A 17976-nucleotide genomic window follows, 5' to 3' on the forward strand; every position below is an offset into this window, starting at 1 on the left:
AATATGGCCTCACAACAAAATTGCGCCCTCTCAAAAGCCGCAATTTTGAGGTATGAAAACACTCAGCAACAGCAAGCCCGCCTTAATACTAATTGATATACAGCAGGGTTTTGATAACATACCCTACTGGGGCGGCGAACGCAATAACCCCGGTGCCGAAGCAAATGCCCGTAAACTGCTTGATCATTGGCGGGCAAGCAACCTGCCGCTTTTTCATATTCAGCATTGCTCGGCCAACCCCAACTCCCCGCTGGCCGAAGGTAATCCCGGCAACGCGCATAAACAAATTGTACAGCCTTTGTCTGGCGAACCGGTGATCAAAAAATCGGTAAACAGCTCTTTTATCGGTACTAACCTGCAGCAGCAGCTGGATGCCGCGGGTATTGATACCATAGTTATTGTTGGCCTTACCACCGAACATTGTGTATCAACTACCGCCCGCATGGCCGGTAATTTTGGTTATCATACCTACGTAGTTGCCGATGCCACCGCCGCCTTTGCCAAAACTGGTATTAAAGGCGAACATTACAATGCCGAAACCATCCACCTAACCGCCTTGGCCCAACTAAATAACGAGTTTGCCACCGTACTAAACACCGATGAGGTACTTAACGCTTTAAAAAAAAACGATGATTTTCTTTAGCAACTTTTTCAGGAAACTGGTGGCAGCTTATGCTCCGGTTTCGCAGGTGCTGGCAGTGCTGAAGTGACGGGTAGGTTTTGCTGCCTGAGGCGAAGTTTTAGTAGCCTTATGTCCCCTCGGGGTCTCTCGCAGAGGACCCTGAGGGGACACGATCACTACGCATAAACGCGGCCTTCGTAAATGATACAGGCTTAGTACAACCGCAGGGTCTCTCGCAGAGGACCCTGCGGGGACGGAATTATTTATCTAAATCAAAATAAAACAATTGTGTCATTTACTCCTTGATTTGGGTATATCTTATTTCCTGCCTGTATGCCTGTAAAAGAATACCCTTTTTATCTCAAGAGTACCGTTATATTGTTTGGTCTCATTTTATTGGTTTATGTTTTCGCTCAGCTTTCCGATGTAATGGTCCCGTTAGCATTCTCGGCCTTTATTGCCATTTTGCTTAACCCGCTTTGTAACCGGTTTGAGGGTAAAAAGATTCCCAAACTATTTTCCATTATGATTACCATGTTAATTGCAGCTATTGTAATAGCAGGGTTGTTTTATTTCTTATCCACCCAGATTATTCAGTTTGGCGATTCGTTGCCGATGCTGAAGCAGAAATTTGCCTCTTTAACTGTATCGGCAAAGGAATGGGTAGCTACTACCTTTGGCCTGGCGGTGCAGAAGCAAAACCAGATGATCAAAGATGCTTTGGATAACAGCCAGTCGATGGTTGGTAAAACCCTGGGGTCGGTTTTGGATACCCTGGGATTGGTATTTGTGGTGCCGGTGTATGTTTTTTTAATGCTGTACTATAAAACGCTGTTACTTAATTTCTTTTTCGAAGTATTTTCAGAAGAGAACTCCAAACGTGTGGCAGATGTGCTTAAAGAAACGAAGCTGGCTATCCAGAGTTACATCATCGGTTTACTTATCGAAATGGCTATTGTAGCTGTACTAAATTCTACAGCGTTGATGTTGCTGGGTGTTAAATACGGAATCCTGATAGGGGTTATCGGCGCTATCTTAAACCTGTTGCCCTATATAGGTGGTATTATTGCTATAGCTTTGCCTGTACTAATGGCTACAGTAACCAAGGATGGGTATTCTACGCAGTTGGGTGTGGTTATTGCTTACCTGGTAATCCAGTTTATTGATAATAACATCCTGGTGCCACGAATAGTGTCGTCCAAAGTGCAAATCAATGCGCTGATATCTATTATCGTGGTATTGTTGGGCAATATGCTTTGGGGATTGTCGGGCATGTTTCTTTCCATACCGTTTATAGCGGTACTCAAAATTATTTTCGACCGTATAGATGGCCTCAAACCATGGGGCAAATTACTTGGCGATACCGTACCCACCCGCCACAAAGGGCAAATATGGGGCAGAAGGAAAAAGGCTGTGCTTCCTGCGGAGTAACTCAAATTCAAACTTGAAACCGGGCAATGGGCAATTTGCTTATCTTTTCCTATAAAAGCCAAAAGTCAAAACCGCTATGCAATTTTGACTTTTGACTTTTTAATTTTGACTTCAATTAATGGCTGACGCCGTTTTCGCCTTTGTTTAAAGTTCCGTTGATATATAATACCTGGTTTACTTTTTTAGGGTCGCCCTGGTATACCCAAACAATATTGTTGATATAGGTTTTAAAGGCATTATTAACCTGATCGGTTGTTAGTTTTTTAACATCATCAACCAGAGTTAATGAGCGTTTCCAATTGTTGAACAGTACTTCGTTTGATGCAATTGATGATGCCTGCGCGCTGTTGGTTTCATTTTTATAATAGAAACCGGTAAGGTATGTTACCTTCATGTTGGCTACCTCTTCTGGTTTAAAACCATCGGTTTTTACCTTATCAACCAGTTTATCAAACACAGCTATATATTTATCGGGCTGGGTGGTTGCTACCGCAAACCTGGCTGTAGATGTTTGCCCAACGCTAAACCACGCTTGTGGCGAATAGGATAAGCCATTGTTGGTACGTACATCTAAAAAATGACGGTTGGCAAATATCCTCATGGCTACGTTAAAGGCGTCAAAATCCTCACTGCCGGGGATAGGGCCACTGGTAACACCTTCTACATAGTTGGTAGCCAGATCGCGCGACTCTACATTGATGCTGTTTTTATAAACCCTGAACGATGCTTTTTTAAACTCAAATGCACCGCCTTTTTTTACACCATCAAGCATAGCCTTAACTTTGGCTTCAATTGTAGCCTGGTCAAGATCGGCCACTACCACAATCAGCAAACGCGATTTGGTGAATATGGATGAGTAAAAAGCTTTTGTTTCTTCCGGGGTTAATTTAGATATGATATCAACTGTTCCGGCCGGATCTTTAGCATAGTCGCGGTTTACAAAAGCTATCTTATCAGCAAGTTTATCAATAGCCGCATCAGGCTGAGAGTCGGTGCTTTTTATTTGGTTGATAGCATCCTGTTTAATACGGGTAAATTCCTTGGCATCAAAACGGGGCTGAGTCATGGCCTCCACATACAGCGGCCAAACTACATCCAGGTCGCTTTTAATACAGTTCATGCGCACTACCGAGTAGTTTTTGTTACTGTAACCGTAAACGGTGGCGCTTACTTTATCCAATATGTTTTTAAAGGCATTTTTATCGTGGTTAACAGTTCCGCATTCGGTAAGGGCGCTCATCGCCATTGATTCAATCCCCATTTTATCGGCCCGGTAGTTTTGTACACCGCCTTTAATAATGGTTTGTATCTCCACAATATCGTTACCGCTGGGCTGTACTATTACTTTTACGCCATCAACAGTGGTTTCATAAGCAGCCTTTTGCGCCTGCGCTGTTTTTATACTTCCTATCGCCGTTGCAATTAACAGGGTGATTATATATTTCTTCATCATGATAAGATTTAAAATTACTTAGCTACAAAAAATGAAGCTGCATTTAATTGTTTACTTAACTCAGGCGCTATGATCAGGCCTGCAGCGTATGGTTTACCTGTTATGTAAGTGCTTACAAACTTTTGTATATCGGCACGGGTTACTTTTTGGTAATTGCTATCCAAATCGGTTGCAAAATCAAGCGAGGTGCTGCACCACTGGTAGCTAAGCTGGCTGGCTAATGATGAAGGTTTTTCTTTACGGTGAACGCTGTTTCTTAAAAGAATAGCTTTGGCATCTTTTAACTGCTCATCGGTATAATAATCTGCTTTGCCCCATTGGCTTATCTGGTTTATGACCTCATCATAGCATTCTTTAAGTTTGGTAGGGTTAGGTTCAATCCCCATATCTACCGGGCCAACATACTTGCTGGTAGTATAATTTAAATACACACTGCTTGCCAGTCCCTTGTCAACCAAAGCCTGCTGTAATTTCGAGGAATTTAATCCTAAAATAGTACTAAATACATCAGCAGCAACAGTTGATGCCGAATCAGTTAAATAGGATGGGCCCTGCCATGAGATCTGCATAGACGGGGTTTGCGCTATGGTAGTTTCTTTTATAAAATACTCGCTTTTGGTTAATGGCTTAAACGGCGGGATAGGGTATTTTTCGTGTGGATTGAAACCACTGCTGGCCCAGTCGCCAAATATCTTTTCGGCCATGGCAAAGGCTGCATCATGTTTTACATCGCCGCAAATGGTAAGCAAGCTATTGTTGGGGAAATAGTATTTGTTTTTGATGACCATCATCTTTTCGGGAGTGGCAGTGTTGATCACTTCATGTATTCCTATGGCGTTTTTGCGGGTGATAAGATCGCCCCACAGTTTTTGCTGAATCCCAAACCACAGCTGGAAACCCGGGTCACTTTCGGCACGTTGAAATTCGCCGTCAACAACAGGGCGCTCCTTTTTCATATCCTCCTCGCGGTAAATAGGGAAACGGATAGCGGCGTTCATGAACTTTAAACCTGCGTTAAGGCTGTCCCTGTCAAAAGTAAAGAAGTAGTTTACACGCTCAACATCAGTAGTGCCATTAAAAATAGCGCCAAGTTCCTGTATGCGTTTTAAAAAGGCTTCCTGGTTTGGGTAATCCTTATTAGCCTTAAAAAACATGTGTTCAAAAAGGTGACTTAAGCCGCTAAATTCCGGGCCCTCGGTATAGGCACCATTTTTTACGGCAATTTCTATGGTAGCCAAAGGCACCTTGCTGTTTTCAATAACAACCACTTCCAGTCCGTTTGGAAGCTTTTTCCAGAAATAGCCTTCGGGCAGGCGGGGTTGGGCAATCGCTATGCAAAAGCTGAATACCCCAATAACACTAAGTGTTAATTTTTTAATAAGATTTTGGGTCATATATTAATAATGTTTTAAACACTATAAATATATTGGTATAAATTATGAAAAGGAAAATTTTAGCCCTTTTTAACTTAATTGTTAGTTATATGTAATAGATACCACCGGGAGTTGCATATTACATGTTCGATTTAATACTATTATAAGGCAGACCCATATCATCAATGGAGTATTGGGTAAGTACACTATCTTTTATAGTAATGTAGTCGCCTCGATCAGTCACCATCCATTTTTCAACGCCATCTTTATGGATTACTGTTGGGATAGTTGCCGAAACTACCTTGCCCGTGGTATCCAGTTCCAGTATATAATATTCTTTCTTCGGATCGGTTAAATCTCTGAATGGGATGATAACCGTATGGTTATTATCATCAATAAAGTGCCCGAAAAAATTCTGGTCCTTTAATTCTTTAGGATGAAAACCGATGAGCTTTTTAGCAGTTTGGGCAGATACGCCTATGATTTTTAACCTTACAATATTGCCATCAGCATCTTTTAAAGTATCCTGCATGGTTGCTATTTGGGCATTGGGGTATTTAGCAATGGCATAAAAATTACTCACACCCGTGTTTTTATCACTATGGCCGGGCAGCAAATAACAAAGTTGCAGGTTGGGTAATGCAGCGCTATCAGCTTTTATTTTGCCGGCGATGCTAAGCAACTGGCTCTCGGTTAAACGGCCATTGATATTAACAATTACCTTACTGGCGGTATCTGATTTTATAACTCTTGATATGGTGTAATGGGGTACATCTTTTTTAGTGCAGCTAAATGCTGAAAGGATAATTAAACAAAGCAGGATGTATGTTGTGTTTTTCATAGCGTACAAAGATAACACGATTTAAGGATTTGGTGGGATGGACAGGATTTTTGACCGCTGATTTCTGTATGATTAGGTTGATAGCCTCAAGTAGTCCTGAACGTGTTTTATGATCCCACAGCACAGGAGCCCGCATAATATTGCCCTTGCATGTGGGGTGCTGATCCGCTGGCCAGCGGACAGCATGACTTTGGGGATAATTTATCCCTGCTCCTTTGTCCGAAAATCCTTTATCTGAAAGTCCGAACGTCCAAAAGTCCTTTGTCCAAAAATCCTTACTCCTTGCTCCAAAAGACCCTAAATAATCCCATACAGTGCTCCGCCTTTTTCGCCCATTTTATCAACAAGTTTTTCCACTTCGGGCACCCGTTCCAGTACGGGTGCATGGTGCGGTTTAATGCGGGCATCAATAATAAGCGGACCGGTACAGCCCCAGTGTTTGTGATCGGTAAAGCTGCCTATACCGTAAATATCGTGCGAGGGATTGCTCCGGGTAAAGGTTACCCAAACAAAGTTATTGATGTTTTGAGCAGCAAAAGCGGCATCATCACACAGTACTATCAACGGTAACCCGTTTAGTTCTTCCTCCTCTTCTTTAAGGCGATATTCAATAATGCTGATGATGTTATCTATATCCTTGTGGTTTACGTGCTTCGGCACTTCAACCATAAGCACGCCCGGCATAGCCATTTTAAAATTGCTGACCGGCTTGGGCAGATCAAACCACGATGGCAGTTCGGTCCATAGTTCACGTTTAATTTCTCCGGCTACGGTAATGGCAACTTTACTGCCTGTATTGAGCCCGTCTCCGCTATAGTCAAGGGTATCAATGGTTGTCCGGGTATAAAAGTGAAGGTCGCGGGTAAGGTCCACGCGTTGCAGCATGTGGTGCAGAAACGCTTCGATGTTATTTACATCTAATGCGGTATCATCTTCCTGCGCGGCAATCAGCAGGTATTTGGCCAAACTCAGCTGGCTTTTGCCTAAAATATGATTGGCAATGGTTAGTATCTCCTGTGGTTTGCGCTCTTTGATGTAGGGTGTATAACGCTCGCTGCCGATAGCAAATAACAACGGGTGTACACCTGCTGCATCTACCGCGTTAACGGCGTGCAGGCCGGGGATTTCCTTCGGGATGGCGGCGCCGCTGATCTCATGGATAAGCGCCCCAAAGCTGGTATCCTCCTGTGGCGGGCGACCAACCACCGTGAACGACCAGATGGCATCTTTACGGTGATACACGTTATGAACCTTAAGCAGCGGGAAAGGATGTTTTAAACTATAATAACCCAAATGATCGCCAAATGGCCCCTCGGGTTTATTCTCCAGCGGCATAACCGTTCCGGTGATCACAAAATCCGCATCCGAAGAAATACAGAACCCCTCGTCATCATAAAAATACCGGAACCGGCGGTTACCCAAAGCTCCGGCAAAGGTCATTTCTGATAAGCCTTCGGGCAGGGGCATTACTGCGGCAACGGGGTGGGAGGGCGGTCCGCCAACAAATATGCTCACTTTTAAAGGCTGCCCTTTTGCGTTTGCTTTGGTTTGGTGCACGCCAATGCCGCGGTGCAGCTGGTAATGCAAGCCAATCTCTTCATTCAAAATATAATCATTACCCGCCAGCTGAATCCTGTACATGCCCAAATTGGCATTCATGATGCCCGGTTTATCGGCATCCTCTGTATATACCTGTGGCATGGTAACAAAGGGGCCGCCATCCATGGGCCAATTCACTATCTGCGGAATATCACTTATTTTACATTTACCCCAATTTACCGGGGCGTTGCTGCTGCCTTTCATCGGAAGGGCAGATAGGGCGGTAAGTGCTACGTTGGCATATTTAAAGGGGTGCTTTATGGCCTTTAGCGGATCGTTTTTTAGCTCGACAAGGGTTTTGATCTTATCGAGTGTATCTCTAAAAATAAACTTAGAGCGCTCCAGCGTACCAAACAAATTAGATACCGCCGGGAATTTGCTTCCTTTTACATTTTCGAAAAGTATGGCCGGACCCTGGTTTTCAAACACCCGGAGGTGAATGGCTGCCATTTGCAGATAAGGGTCAACTTCTTCTTTAATACGTACCAGGTGACCATGCTTTTCCAGGTCGGCAATACAAGCCTGTAAACTTTTATAACCCATGCGCAAAATTACTCATTACTGGTTAGTGATTAGTCATCGGAATTATTTTTTTGCCGATGAATTCAATGGTTGTCATTGGTCATCGAAGTTATTTTTTTTGCCGATAAATTTTAAGTAAGCATTAAGTTTTAGGTGGATTAGCTTTAATTTTTTTATTAGCAGGTGATAAGTATCCTCCTCAATTTCCAAATCATTCTAAATGATTACTCATAATTTCGAGTTAACTTAATGACTAATTGTTATATATTAAAATACTTGCCGAAACCCGGGTGGCTATCTAAAAAAGTTATTACTATTTTCGCAGATAAATATTGCTGCAAATTATGTCGGTAATTGTACTAACGCTTATTATTCTTATCGGCTCGTATTTTGCGGGATTACTGGGTTCGCTAACCGGTTTGGGTGGTGGGGTGGTTATTATCCCCCTGCTTACGCTATTGTTAAAGGTTGATATTCATTATGCCATTGGCGCATCGCTGGTATCAGTAATTGCAACCTCTTCAGGTTCGGCGGCGGCTTACGTTAAAGAGGGCATCACCAATATCAGGCTGGGTATGTTTTTGGAAATAGCCACTACTGCCGGGGCTATGGTAGGTGCGTTGATAGCCATTTATATTCCCACTCACTATATCGCGGTTTTATTTGGGTTGATATTAATCCTGTCGGCCATCATGTCTTTAAAGAAAAAGGCCGAGATTATTAATCAGGAGCCAAGCAAACTGGCCGAAAAATTAAAGTTGAACAGTACATACCCATCGGGCAATGGTCCTGTGGCTTATAAGGTTAAAAATGTAAGCGGCGGCTTTTTTATGATGCTGTTTGCAGGCGCCATATCGGGTTTGCTGGGGATAGGATCTGGCGCCTTAAAGGTGTTGGCGATGGATACCATTATGCGTATCCCCTTTAAAGTATCCACCACAACAAGTAACTTTATGATAGGAGTTACGGCGGCTGCAAGCGCGGTTGTATACCTGCAACGTGGATACATTGACCCGGGATTATCCATGCCTGTTGCTATTGGAGTTTTGCTGGGCGCACTTAGCGGCTCAAAAATACTGGTACATACCAGTTCATCGGGCTGGTTGCGCTGGGTTTTTGCCGTAGTAGTAACCTTTTTGGCTTCGCAAATGATATATAACGGATTTACAGGGAAAATATAGTTAATACTAATGGCAAATAAGCGATTCAAAGATGCCGACATGCAATCCATAATAGGATGGATACTGCGCGCAGGGGTTATTATATCCATGAGTGTGGTGTTTATTGGTGGTTTGCTGTACCTGTACAGGCATGGGCAAAGCCATGTTGATTATAGCACCTTTAAGGGGGTGCCAGATTTTGTACATAGTGCAAGCGGTATCATTAACGGTATTTTTACATTACGTGGCCGGGCCATTATACAAGCCGGCGTTATATTGTTAATTGCCACACCCATAGTAAGGGTTGTATTCTCGGCTATCGGTTTTGTATTGGAGAAAGATTACCTGTACCTGTGCATTACCTTGTTGGTTTTACTTATCATTTTGGCAAGCATGCTGAGCGGCCACGCCGGTTAAATATTTTTTAAAACCTTTTTATCCATATAAATATTATATATAATAATATTAAAATTGGGACTATGCAAAGGCAACCTGTACAGTCATCGGCACTAAATAGCGCAGGCTATGATCCTGCCTCCAGGATATTGGAACTGGAGTTTAGGGATAGTGGAGGTGTTTGGCAGTATTTTGGCTTTTCGAAGGCATCATTTAAGAAATTCATACACGCCGAATCATTAGGTAATTTTTTTGTAACCCGCATAAAAGGCAAATACCCAGAGTTAAGGATCAAATAAGCATATTAGTTGCCTGTGCGCCTTTGTTCATCATCGCTCCCGGTGTTGTGTTTGGTAGCCGATTTAACGGTAGCTTTTCCAAAACGGTATGAAAAGCCTATTCTCCACACGCGGGTTTCTTTTTTATTGATTTCTGATAAATCGACGTTTTGGTAAGCGGCATGGTTGAGGTCACGGTCGGTATTGAAAACATCGTTCAGATTTATTTTTATACTTCCGCGTTTATTAAATAGCTGCTTACTGATGCCGGCATTAACAGTATAGCTTTGTTTAAGCTGATTAACACCATATAAAGTTGGCGATTCATACCTGCCCGAAATTTCGGCAGAGATAGTGCTGCTGAGCACAAAAGTTTGAGTGCTGTTAAAAATAATATCCTGCGATGCTTTGTTGAAATTGCCATTAGCAGCGTATGCTTTATAACGCAGGTATGATGCATCCAAATTGAAATTAGCAGACCACCAGCTGGTAAATTGTACAGGTGCATAAAACGAAATTCCGTAGGAGAATATGCGGCCAAAGTTTTTACGCTCTGTTATGTTAACCTTGGTGGTATCATTTTGCCGATACACCGGAAAATCATAGGCGTCATCAGTTTGACTGTAATATAATGAGGTTATAAACTCACTGTTATAAGTGTGTGATAGCTGGATGGTAGTAGTAAACTCAGGCTTTAAATTTGGATTACCAGAGCGGTAATCATAAGGATCGGTATAGTATAAAAACGGATTAATATCCTGGTAATCGGGCCGGTGGATACCACTGTTATAGCTTACTGTGTAAACATTTTTATCATTATAGGTATATGACGCCTGTGCTTGCGGAAAAAGGTTAAAATAGTTATTACTGTTGGTAACCCCATTGTTTTGGTTCAACGCGAGCGAGCTGCCTCTTGAAGCAGTATTTTCGGCACGAAGACCAGCGGTGATATCCCATTTGCCAATTTTATTGATGTAATTAACATAGCCCGAGCTTACAACCTCGGTATACAAAAAGCGGTTACTGAAATTGGGGTCGGCCTGGTAGATATTGATTCCGGGTAGTTTGGGGCCAAACAGGAGGGTGTTATCACTCTTGGCATGGTTATATTTTGCGCCAACCTCAAATCTCGCGGTTTTTGATAGCGGGTTAATGAAATCTATCTTCGATGTCCAAATGTGGATGCTTGATGGCGAAATGTTTTCCAGCATCATATCATCACGATAAGTATCACCATTGGGCAAATAAAACGTGTTGGTAATAAATTCATCGGAGTGGCGCACGTAGGTAGAGTAATTTACATCTGCCGCAATGCTCCTGCCGCTTTTATCCAGTACACCATTATAATTAATATTATAATTTAAAAAACTGCTGCTCCTGACAAGATCTGATTGCGCTGTAATTAAAGAATCGAGCTTGTTTTGGTTAGATATTTTTAAATCATTATTTTTTACAAAGGCGTCCCTTTTTACAATGCCACTAACCAAAAAACCGATGGTTTGCTTTGACGAAAGGGCATAATCGGCACCAAACCTGAAGTTATGATTTTGTGTTTTTTGGATATTATTATAGGCAACATTATAATTGCTTAACGTATCATTATATTTAATGTTACGATTGGTGTTAATACTACGGTGGGTTTTACCGTCATCATATGTATAGCTGCCAAAAATATTAAGGTTTGCTGTGCGGTTATTGAAAACTATCCCGGCCCTGCCTTTGGCATATTTACCCATGCCGGCACCGGCAGTAAAGGTACCGTTTGTACCTACGTTTTTACCTTTTTTAAGCACGATATTAATAATGCCACCACCCGATGCATCATATCTGGCTGATGTGCTGCTGATGACTTCAATCTGATCAACGGTGCTGCTTTGCATGCCGCGCAACATGTTATTAAGGTCGTCGCCGGTAAGGTTGGTTGGTCTGCCATCAATGGTGATCAAAGCCGGCTGCCTGCCAATAACACTCAGTGATTCCTTATCGTTGCCGAGATGTACCCCCGGCGATTGGCGTAATATATCATAGGCCGAATTACCATCGGCCAAAACACTATTTTGAACGTTTAATATAATTTTACCGGGCTTTACTTCAATATAAGGTTTGCGGGCCACAATTGTAACATCTTTTAGCTGGGTGCTTACCTGTTTAAGGATAATGTTAGGAGCAACAAAAGTTTGGCCTGCTGATAATGTGTAGGGCCCCGAATAAACTTTGTTGCTGCCTACCTGGGTTACTAAAAGTAAATAATTTCCTGATTTTAAGTTACTTAACTGGTATTTTCCAAGTTTGTCAACCAGTCCGGAGCTGATAATGGTTGAATCGGCGTATTGCATAAGTACAACCGTCGCCGCCTCGGCGGGGCTATTAGTATCCATCAAAACTTTACCTTGAATGGCAGAAGATTTTGTTTGCGCAAGAGAAATAGAGCACACTCCAATTAGGAATGCAAAAAAAATGCTTCCGAATAAAACCCTCATTAACAGTAGATGTAGAAATTCCCGATATTTTTCAGTTTAGAAAATGTAACGCAATATAACACAAAATATTAAATTGATAATATTTTAACAGTTTGTTTTTTACAATATATTAATACTAAAGTTTTGCCGCTATTTGTTGTTTTTTTACGAATAATGCATTTTATAAACAAACCCCGCGTCTATAATTAAATATGTAAATCAATTAAAATGAAACCCATACGTTTTTTATTAATTTCGCATCAAACAGGCATATGCCGGTTGGAAGATTATAACCATGAAGAAAGTTAGTTTTTTAGTACTTATCATATGTTTTGCAACTAAGCTTTTTGCACAAACAGAGCCGGTTAATTATAAGGCTGCATTGAGCAGGTTTAAACAGTTTTACAACAACAGCAAGCCCGATAGTATTTTCAATTATTTTAGCCCCGAAATGAAGGCGGCCCTGCCATTGGAGAGCTTTAAAACCACCACCCTTCAACTAAAAACGCAGATGGGCGACCTGGTGGATGCCGATTTTGTGAAACTTGCAAGCTCGGTAGCTTCTTACAAGGCAACATTTAAAAAAGGAACATTTCTGTTAAATATTGCCTTAAACGCTAAAGACCAATACACCGGTTTGTTTTTAAAACCATATGAGGACGATGCTGCAACTGCTACCAAACCCGCAGCGCCAACATTTACAATGGATCCATCCATTACCGAAACGCCTGTATCTGTAAAAAACCTTGCAGGCTCAATATCCGGCACACTGGCAATGCCTAAAAATGTAACAGGTAAAGTACCGGTAGTATTGATCATTGCCGGATCTGGCCCGACTGACAGGGATGGTAACAGCCCCAAGTTAGGTTTGTCGGCCAATATTTATAAAATGCTTGCCAACGAACTGGGTAAAAGCGGTATTGCATCGTTACGTTATGATAAGCGTTTGGTTGGCCAAAGTGTAAGCTCGACTACGGAAAATCAAATAAGGTTTGAGGATTATGTGGAAGATGCCGTTAACCTGATAAATTTCCTGAATGATGATGAGCGTTTTTCGAGGGTGATTGTATTGGGCCATAGCGAAGGATCATTGGTAGGTATGCTTTCATCTATTGATGAGCCGGTAAAAGGGTTCGTTTCCGTAGCAGGCGCCGGCGATTCGGCAGATATTATCCTTACAGAACAAATGAAATCGCAGCCAACACATATTTCTGAAGGATTTAAACGGATGCTTGACAGCTTGAAAAAAGGAAAAACAACCGATAATATCGATCCTTCGTTATATTTCGTAGCAAGACCCGGTATTCAAAAATACCTGATGTCCTGGTTTAGGTATAATCCTGCCCGTGAGATAAGGAAATTGAAAATCCCTATCCTGATTGTTCAGGGCACTACCGATCTGCAGGTAAAAGTTACCGATGCCGAAAAATTAAAAAAGGCCAAATCGGATGCTATACTTGATATTATCCCGGAAATGAACCACGTTTTAAAAGAAGCGCCCGCAGATAAGGATAAAAATATAGCCACCTATAATCAACCCGATCTGCCCCTCAAACCCGAATTTGTAAAGGCAGTTATTAGTTTTGTAAAGAAGGTAAGGTAGTTTGTTTTACTATCGAGGCAAGGAATAAAAACCGGGCACTCTGAATAATGAAATAACGTTAAAGAAGGGTTGTCATGGGTAGCTTGTTGAAGCATGTGGGCAAAGGCCTCTGCGCGCGCCCCTTCGACAGGCTCAGGGTGACAGGCTTTTTTAGAAAGCGTTTATTTAAAATCCCCCCTTTAGGGGGTTAGGGGGCCTATTCCCAAACCTCGAATAATCTCCTGATTACGATGATCTCTGCAACATGGTAGGCCATATGATCTGCCACCTGCAATGCTTCACGCAAAATATTCTGGCCTTCTCCGTGAGGTATCCTGGTAAATATATCGGCAGTTTTCACCAGGTTTATGAGTTCATCAAGGTCTTTATTGATTTGTTTAACCGATTGATCCCAGGCTTCATCGCTCCCGGGGCCAGTTTCTTTTGGCCAGTAATCATCGGGCCATTTAGGCGATTGATGGTTGCCATCCTTACAAAACTCCAGCATATCCCACTGTGCAATGCGGATATGCTCAACTAATTGCCAAATGCTGTAAGGTAATTTATCGGGCTTTGCGCCACGCTGGTTTTTAGGTAATCCGTCTAAAGCTTTTTTGATATCAGCATGAGCATTACCACCCTGCAGCAGATGCACTACTTCTTCAATTAAAATTTCATGTTGGCTATTCGTCATGTTCAAAGTAACAAATTAAGCACCGGTTTGATTTATATGCCTTAAATGTTTTAAGTTTATGCGGCATTATAATTCAATTACCCCGTGATAAAAAATATTCTATTTAAAATAACGCTGGCTGTTGTGCTTTTCATGATAGCTTTAACCGGCTGCAAAAAGGAAGGCGCAAGCAGCTATCCCAACTTTGGTAAAGATGATGAAGCTTTCACCATTTATGAAAACTCTTTCCTGGAGGGTTTATGGAAACAGAACCCTGACTGGGCTACCTCTGTTGGTTACCATAAATATGATAGTTTGCTATTTATCCCTAATCAGCAAAGCCGCGATAAAATGCTGGATTTTGCCAAAGTGCAGAAAGATTCATTAAGCAGATTTGATGTAAACACGCTTAATGAAAGCAATAAGGTAGATTATAAAATGATGGAAAATCAATTGGATTATGCCCAATGGCAGATAAAACAGTTGAAAAGTTATGAGTGGGATCCGTCATCATACAATGTAGTTGGCACTTTTGCCTATATATTAAATGAGCATTACGCTCCGCTGCCTAAACGTTTGCGCAATTTTTATCAACGCATGGTTAATGTGCCGCTTTTTTATAAAGAAGCCCAAAAACAGATAAAAAATCCGGTTGCAGAATTGACCAGCCTTGCTATTGAGCAAAATCTGGGTGGTGTGGATGTAATTGAAAAAGACTTTGCCGATTCGTTGCAGAAAACCAATATCCCCAAGGCCGAACAAAAGTTAATGACCGATAGGGCCGCCATTACTGTTAAAGCTATAAAAGAGTATGCCGCATGGTTAAAGAATTTAAAGAACGATCATCCACGCAGTTTCAGACTGGGTAAGGATCTGTATGAAGATAAATTTAAATACGAAGTGGTAGCAGAAAATACTGCTCAGCAAGTTTATAATGCCGCTGTGCTGCGCAAAAAATATGTTCATCAGCAAATGGCTAAAATTAGCAGGCAATTGTGGCCAAAATATTTTGCCAACAAAGCGATGCCTGTTGATTCATTGCAAATGATTGCCCAGATGATTGATACCCTGTCGGCAAATCACGTAAAGCCTGATGAGTTTCAGTCGGCCATTGTGCAGTTGATCCCTAAGCTTAACAATTTTGTACGAACCAAGGATCTGGTAACGCTTGATCCTACCAAACCGCTCATCGTTCGTAAAGAGCCAGGTTATATGGCAGGTGTTGCCGGTGCATCTATGAGCGGCCCCGGCCCTTATGATAAAAACGGAAATTCCTATTATAATGTAGGTAGTTTATCAGGTTGGCCAAAAGAGAAGGCAGAAAGTTACCTGCGCGAATACAACCAATACATCATCCAGATTTTGAGCATCCATGAGGCTGTTCCCGGCCATTATGTACAAGGTGTTTATGCCAACAAAGCGCCGAGTATCATTAAAGCAGTATTTGGTAATGGCGCCATGGCCGAAGGCTGGGCTGTATATAGTGAGCAGATGATGCTGGATGCCGGCTATGGCAATAATGAACCCGAAATGTTGCTGATGTGGTACAAATGGAACTTGCGTTCGGTATGTAATGCTATATTGGATTACAGTGTACACAGTAACAACATGACCAAAGAGCAGGCTATTAAAATGCTTACTACCGAGGCTTTTCAACAACAGGCAGAAGCTGACGGTAAATGGAAAAGGGTGAGTGTTAGCAGTGTTCAGCTAACCAGCTATTATACCGGTTTTAAAGAGATCATGGATCTGCGCGATGCCTGGAAAGATAAAATGGGTGATAAATATAAACTTAAGGATTTTAACGAAAAATTCCTGAGCTATGGCAGCGCACCGGTTAAATTTATTAAAGAAGCTATGCTGGCAAAACCAGTGGTGAAAAAGTAGCGGAGCTTTAATCTAAGGAAAAAAAGTTTTAGAAGTTTTTGTCATCCTGAACGTAGTGAAGGATCTATTAGCAGACTGTACAGGGCGAATAAGCATAGCGAACAATAGATCCTTCACTATCGTTCAGGATGACAAAATGTTTTTTTTGCAAAAACGTCATAGGCAGATACCTCGCGATAAAGATTTTATAAACAACAGTAACATGTCTGATCAGTACAAAAAAAGATAGCCCATGAATAATAAATTCCCATGGACTATGAACCATGAGCCATTACCCATGAACTATCAAATTCTTTGTTACCTGGTTTATTAAGAAGCGTAGTGACTTTTTATATGGAATGCAAGCTGGGCCATGATGTTATCTTCCAGTTTCCCCTGACAGCAAACAACACTACGGTTTTTATCAAAATTAACTTCAGCGATAATTTTACCCTGGTCAACCACGCGGAACTTTCCTGCTTCGTTGGGTAAAATAGCTACTACGCGTTCATCATTTTTAAAATTGATTAACACGTGGAACTGATGCTGCGGCATAAATGCTATTTGCTGTAACATAAAAACCCTCCTTTCGGTTAATAAAACACTTAAAACTGTAAAGAGCCAATACTTAAATAAAGTTAATAAAATTAGTTTTAATTATTCGTTAAAATTATTACATTTTTTTTGATAAAATAATGTAATATCTTAGCCTTATAAGCTGGTATCTATATGAAATTTCTATTCAGCCTGTTTTTACTGTTAATTACAACCGTGGCCAGCCAGGGGCAAAAGTTAAAACTCGTTTTGCATTTAACAAAAGGTAATACTTACAATATGATTACCACTACAACATCTGCCATAAAGCAAACCATAAACGGGCAGGTGAATAATATTGATGTTACCATATCCGGAACTACATCATTTAAAGTGCTTAATTCTGATGATTCCCTCTATTATATGGAGGTTACCTACAAAGGCCTGACTATGAAAATGCAGCTGCCTAATGGACCGGTTAGTTTCGATTCACAAAAAAAAGACCCTGCCGATATTATGTCGTCTATTTTGGGCGGCCTTATAGATAAACCCTTTACAGCCACTTTTACCAAAAGCGGTAAAATTCATTCGGTTGAAAATGTGGAAAGCATGATATCCTCGGTTTTGGATGGTTTTCCGCAGCTGCAGGGGGCGCAAAAAGATCAGCTGAAGGCAAAGTTCATACAATCATTTGGCGGTGGTGCTATTAAAGGAAGTATTGAGATGTCAACAGCTGTTTTCCCGGAAATAGCGGTGGCGAAAAATGATAAATGGACTATACACACCAGGCTGCAAAGTACCATGAAGGCCAACGTAACAACAGTTTATCAGCTAACTGATGTTACCCCCTCAAGTTACGTGATACATGGCGAGGGGGCCATAGTAACCATCGTAGATCCGGTGGAAGGTATGCCGATGAAATATGACATGAAGGGTACCATGGTATCAGATGTTAAGGCTGATAAAGTAACCGGCTGGATTACCGAATCAAAAATTAAACAAAGTATCAGCGGTACCGTATCCATAAAAGATAACCCGGATACCCCCGGCGGTATCACCTTCCCCATGAGCATGATTGGCGAAACGGTTATTACCGATAAGTAAAAATTTGTAGTTGGTGGATCATAGTTTGTTCATCAAAAAAGGAATGAACTATGATTTATGAACCATCAACCAATTGACTAATT

Annotated in this window: 15 protein-coding genes; 8 read left to right on the forward strand and 7 right to left on the reverse strand. The window is 41.6% G+C overall.

Features of this window, described 5'->3' with window-relative positions; all coding sequences use genetic code 11:
- Positions 1–52: 52 nt before the first annotated feature.
- Both AC1DYB_RS05170 and AC1DYB_RS05175 read left to right on the forward strand, forming a co-directional pair.
- Positions 53–643 carry a cysteine hydrolase family protein gene (locus AC1DYB_RS05170; RefSeq protein WP_477433039.1) on the forward strand — a complete coding sequence of 197 codons (591 nt, stop codon included), beginning with the start codon at positions 53–55 and terminating at the stop codon, positions 641–643.
- 312 nt (positions 644–955) lie between these two features.
- Entirely contained in the window at positions 956–2053 is a 1098-nt protein-coding gene (locus tag AC1DYB_RS05175) for an AI-2E family transporter (RefSeq protein ID WP_477433041.1), read from the forward strand.
- A gap of 115 nt (positions 2054–2168) precedes the next feature.
- Here AC1DYB_RS05175 and AC1DYB_RS05180 read toward each other — a convergent pair whose 3' ends face one another.
- The 4 genes from AC1DYB_RS05180 to AC1DYB_RS05195 form a co-directional block, all read right to left on the reverse strand.
- Entirely contained in the window at positions 2169–3503 is a 1335-nt protein-coding gene (locus tag AC1DYB_RS05180) for a M16 family metallopeptidase (RefSeq protein ID WP_477433043.1), read from the reverse strand.
- Between the two features lie 17 nt (positions 3504–3520).
- The gene (locus AC1DYB_RS05185; RefSeq protein WP_477391284.1) at positions 3521–4900 is read right to left on the reverse strand and encodes a M16 family metallopeptidase; all 1380 of its coding nucleotides are present in this window, start codon (positions 4898–4900) and stop codon (positions 3521–3523) included.
- A 118-nt stretch (positions 4901–5018) separates the two neighbouring features.
- Positions 5019–5720, reverse strand: coding sequence for a hypothetical protein (locus AC1DYB_RS05190; protein ID WP_477433045.1), 702 nt, complete (start codon positions 5718–5720; stop codon positions 5019–5021).
- Between the two features lie 297 nt (positions 5721–6017).
- Entirely contained in the window at positions 6018–7862 is a 1845-nt protein-coding gene (locus tag AC1DYB_RS05195; protein ID WP_477433047.1) for a UbiD family decarboxylase, read from the reverse strand.
- Between the two features lie 323 nt (positions 7863–8185).
- On the opposite strand from AC1DYB_RS05195, the gene AC1DYB_RS05200 reads away from it, so the two are divergent.
- The 3 genes from AC1DYB_RS05200 (at position 8186) to AC1DYB_RS05210 (ending at position 9696) form a co-directional block, all read left to right on the forward strand.
- Entirely contained in the window at positions 8186–9022 is an 837-nt protein-coding gene (locus AC1DYB_RS05200) for a sulfite exporter TauE/SafE family protein (protein ID WP_477391276.1), read from the forward strand.
- Positions 9023–9031: 9 nt separating this feature from the next.
- The gene (locus AC1DYB_RS05205) at positions 9032–9418 is read left to right on the forward strand and encodes a DUF1634 domain-containing protein (protein WP_295717851.1); all 387 of its coding nucleotides are present in this window, start codon (positions 9032–9034) and stop codon (positions 9416–9418) included.
- 62 nt (positions 9419–9480) lie between these two features.
- Positions 9481–9696 carry a KTSC domain-containing protein gene (locus tag AC1DYB_RS05210; protein WP_295717849.1) on the forward strand — a complete coding sequence of 72 codons (216 nt, stop codon included), beginning with the start codon at positions 9481–9483 and terminating at the stop codon, positions 9694–9696.
- Between the two features lie 5 nt (positions 9697–9701).
- Here the strand turns inward: AC1DYB_RS05210 and AC1DYB_RS05215 are convergent, their stop codons facing one another.
- Entirely contained in the window at positions 9702–12155 is a 2454-nt protein-coding gene (locus AC1DYB_RS05215; RefSeq protein WP_477433049.1) for a TonB-dependent receptor domain-containing protein, read from the reverse strand.
- Positions 12156–12429: 274 nt separating this feature from the next.
- Between AC1DYB_RS05215 and AC1DYB_RS05220 the strand changes: the two genes are divergently transcribed.
- The gene (locus AC1DYB_RS05220) at positions 12430–13737 is read left to right on the forward strand and encodes a serine aminopeptidase domain-containing protein (protein WP_477433051.1); all 1308 of its coding nucleotides are present in this window, start codon (positions 12430–12432) and stop codon (positions 13735–13737) included.
- Positions 13738–13933: 196 nt separating this feature from the next.
- Here AC1DYB_RS05220 and AC1DYB_RS05225 read toward each other — a convergent pair whose 3' ends face one another.
- Positions 13934–14410, reverse strand: coding sequence for a DinB family protein (locus AC1DYB_RS05225; RefSeq protein WP_477433053.1), 477 nt, complete (start codon positions 14408–14410; stop codon positions 13934–13936).
- Positions 14411–14494: 84 nt separating this feature from the next.
- Here AC1DYB_RS05225 and AC1DYB_RS05230 point away from each other — a divergent pair, with 84 nt between their 5' ends.
- A complete protein-coding gene (locus AC1DYB_RS05230; protein ID WP_477433055.1) occupies positions 14495–16276 on the forward strand; it encodes a DUF885 domain-containing protein in 1782 nt (593 codons plus the stop codon).
- A gap of 309 nt (positions 16277–16585) precedes the next feature.
- Here AC1DYB_RS05230 and AC1DYB_RS05235 read toward each other — a convergent pair whose 3' ends face one another.
- The gene (locus tag AC1DYB_RS05235; RefSeq protein WP_477433057.1) at positions 16586–16831 is read right to left on the reverse strand and encodes a hypothetical protein; all 246 of its coding nucleotides are present in this window, start codon (positions 16829–16831) and stop codon (positions 16586–16588) included.
- Between the two features lie 153 nt (positions 16832–16984).
- Between AC1DYB_RS05235 and AC1DYB_RS05240 the strand changes: the two genes are divergently transcribed.
- Positions 16985–17893, forward strand: coding sequence for a DUF6263 family protein (locus tag AC1DYB_RS05240; protein WP_477433059.1), 909 nt, complete (start codon positions 16985–16987; stop codon positions 17891–17893).
- Positions 17894–17976 lie beyond the last annotated feature (83 nt).

The sequence above is a fragment of the Mucilaginibacter sp. P2_A4 genome, from assembly GCF_056405015.1.

Bases quoted from the DNA above. Each gene is read 5' to 3' on its own strand.
- AC1DYB_RS05170 (WP_477433039.1), top strand. From the start codon at position 53: ATGAAAACACTCAGCAACAGCAAGCCCGCCTTAATACTAATTGATATA.
- AC1DYB_RS05175 (WP_477433041.1), top strand. From the start codon at position 956: ATGCCTGTAAAAGAATACCCTTTTTATCTCAAGAGTACCGTTATATTG.
- AC1DYB_RS05180 (WP_477433043.1), bottom strand. From the start codon at position 3,503: ATGAAGAAATATATAATCACCCTGTTAATTGCAACGGCGATAGGAAGT.
- AC1DYB_RS05185 (WP_477391284.1), bottom strand. From the start codon at position 4,900: ATGACCCAAAATCTTATTAAAAAATTAACACTTAGTGTTATTGGGGTA.
- AC1DYB_RS05190 (WP_477433045.1), bottom strand. From the start codon at position 5,720: ATGAAAAACACAACATACATCCTGCTTTGTTTAATTATCCTTTCAGCA.
- AC1DYB_RS05195 (WP_477433047.1), bottom strand. From the start codon at position 7,862: ATGGGTTATAAAAGTTTACAGGCTTGTATTGCCGACCTGGAAAAGCAT.
- AC1DYB_RS05200 (WP_477391276.1), top strand. From the start codon at position 8,186: ATGTCGGTAATTGTACTAACGCTTATTATTCTTATCGGCTCGTATTTT.
- AC1DYB_RS05205 (WP_295717851.1), top strand. From the start codon at position 9,032: ATGGCAAATAAGCGATTCAAAGATGCCGACATGCAATCCATAATAGGA.
- AC1DYB_RS05210 (WP_295717849.1), top strand. From the start codon at position 9,481: ATGCAAAGGCAACCTGTACAGTCATCGGCACTAAATAGCGCAGGCTAT.
- AC1DYB_RS05215 (WP_477433049.1), bottom strand. From the start codon at position 12,155: ATGAGGGTTTTATTCGGAAGCATTTTTTTTGCATTCCTAATTGGAGTG.
- AC1DYB_RS05220 (WP_477433051.1), top strand. From the start codon at position 12,430: ATGAAGAAAGTTAGTTTTTTAGTACTTATCATATGTTTTGCAACTAAG.
- AC1DYB_RS05225 (WP_477433053.1), bottom strand. From the start codon at position 14,410: ATGACGAATAGCCAACATGAAATTTTAATTGAAGAAGTAGTGCATCTG.
- AC1DYB_RS05235 (WP_477433057.1), bottom strand. From the start codon at position 16,831: ATGTTACAGCAAATAGCATTTATGCCGCAGCATCAGTTCCACGTGTTA.
- AC1DYB_RS05240 (WP_477433059.1), top strand. From the start codon at position 16,985: ATGAAATTTCTATTCAGCCTGTTTTTACTGTTAATTACAACCGTGGCC.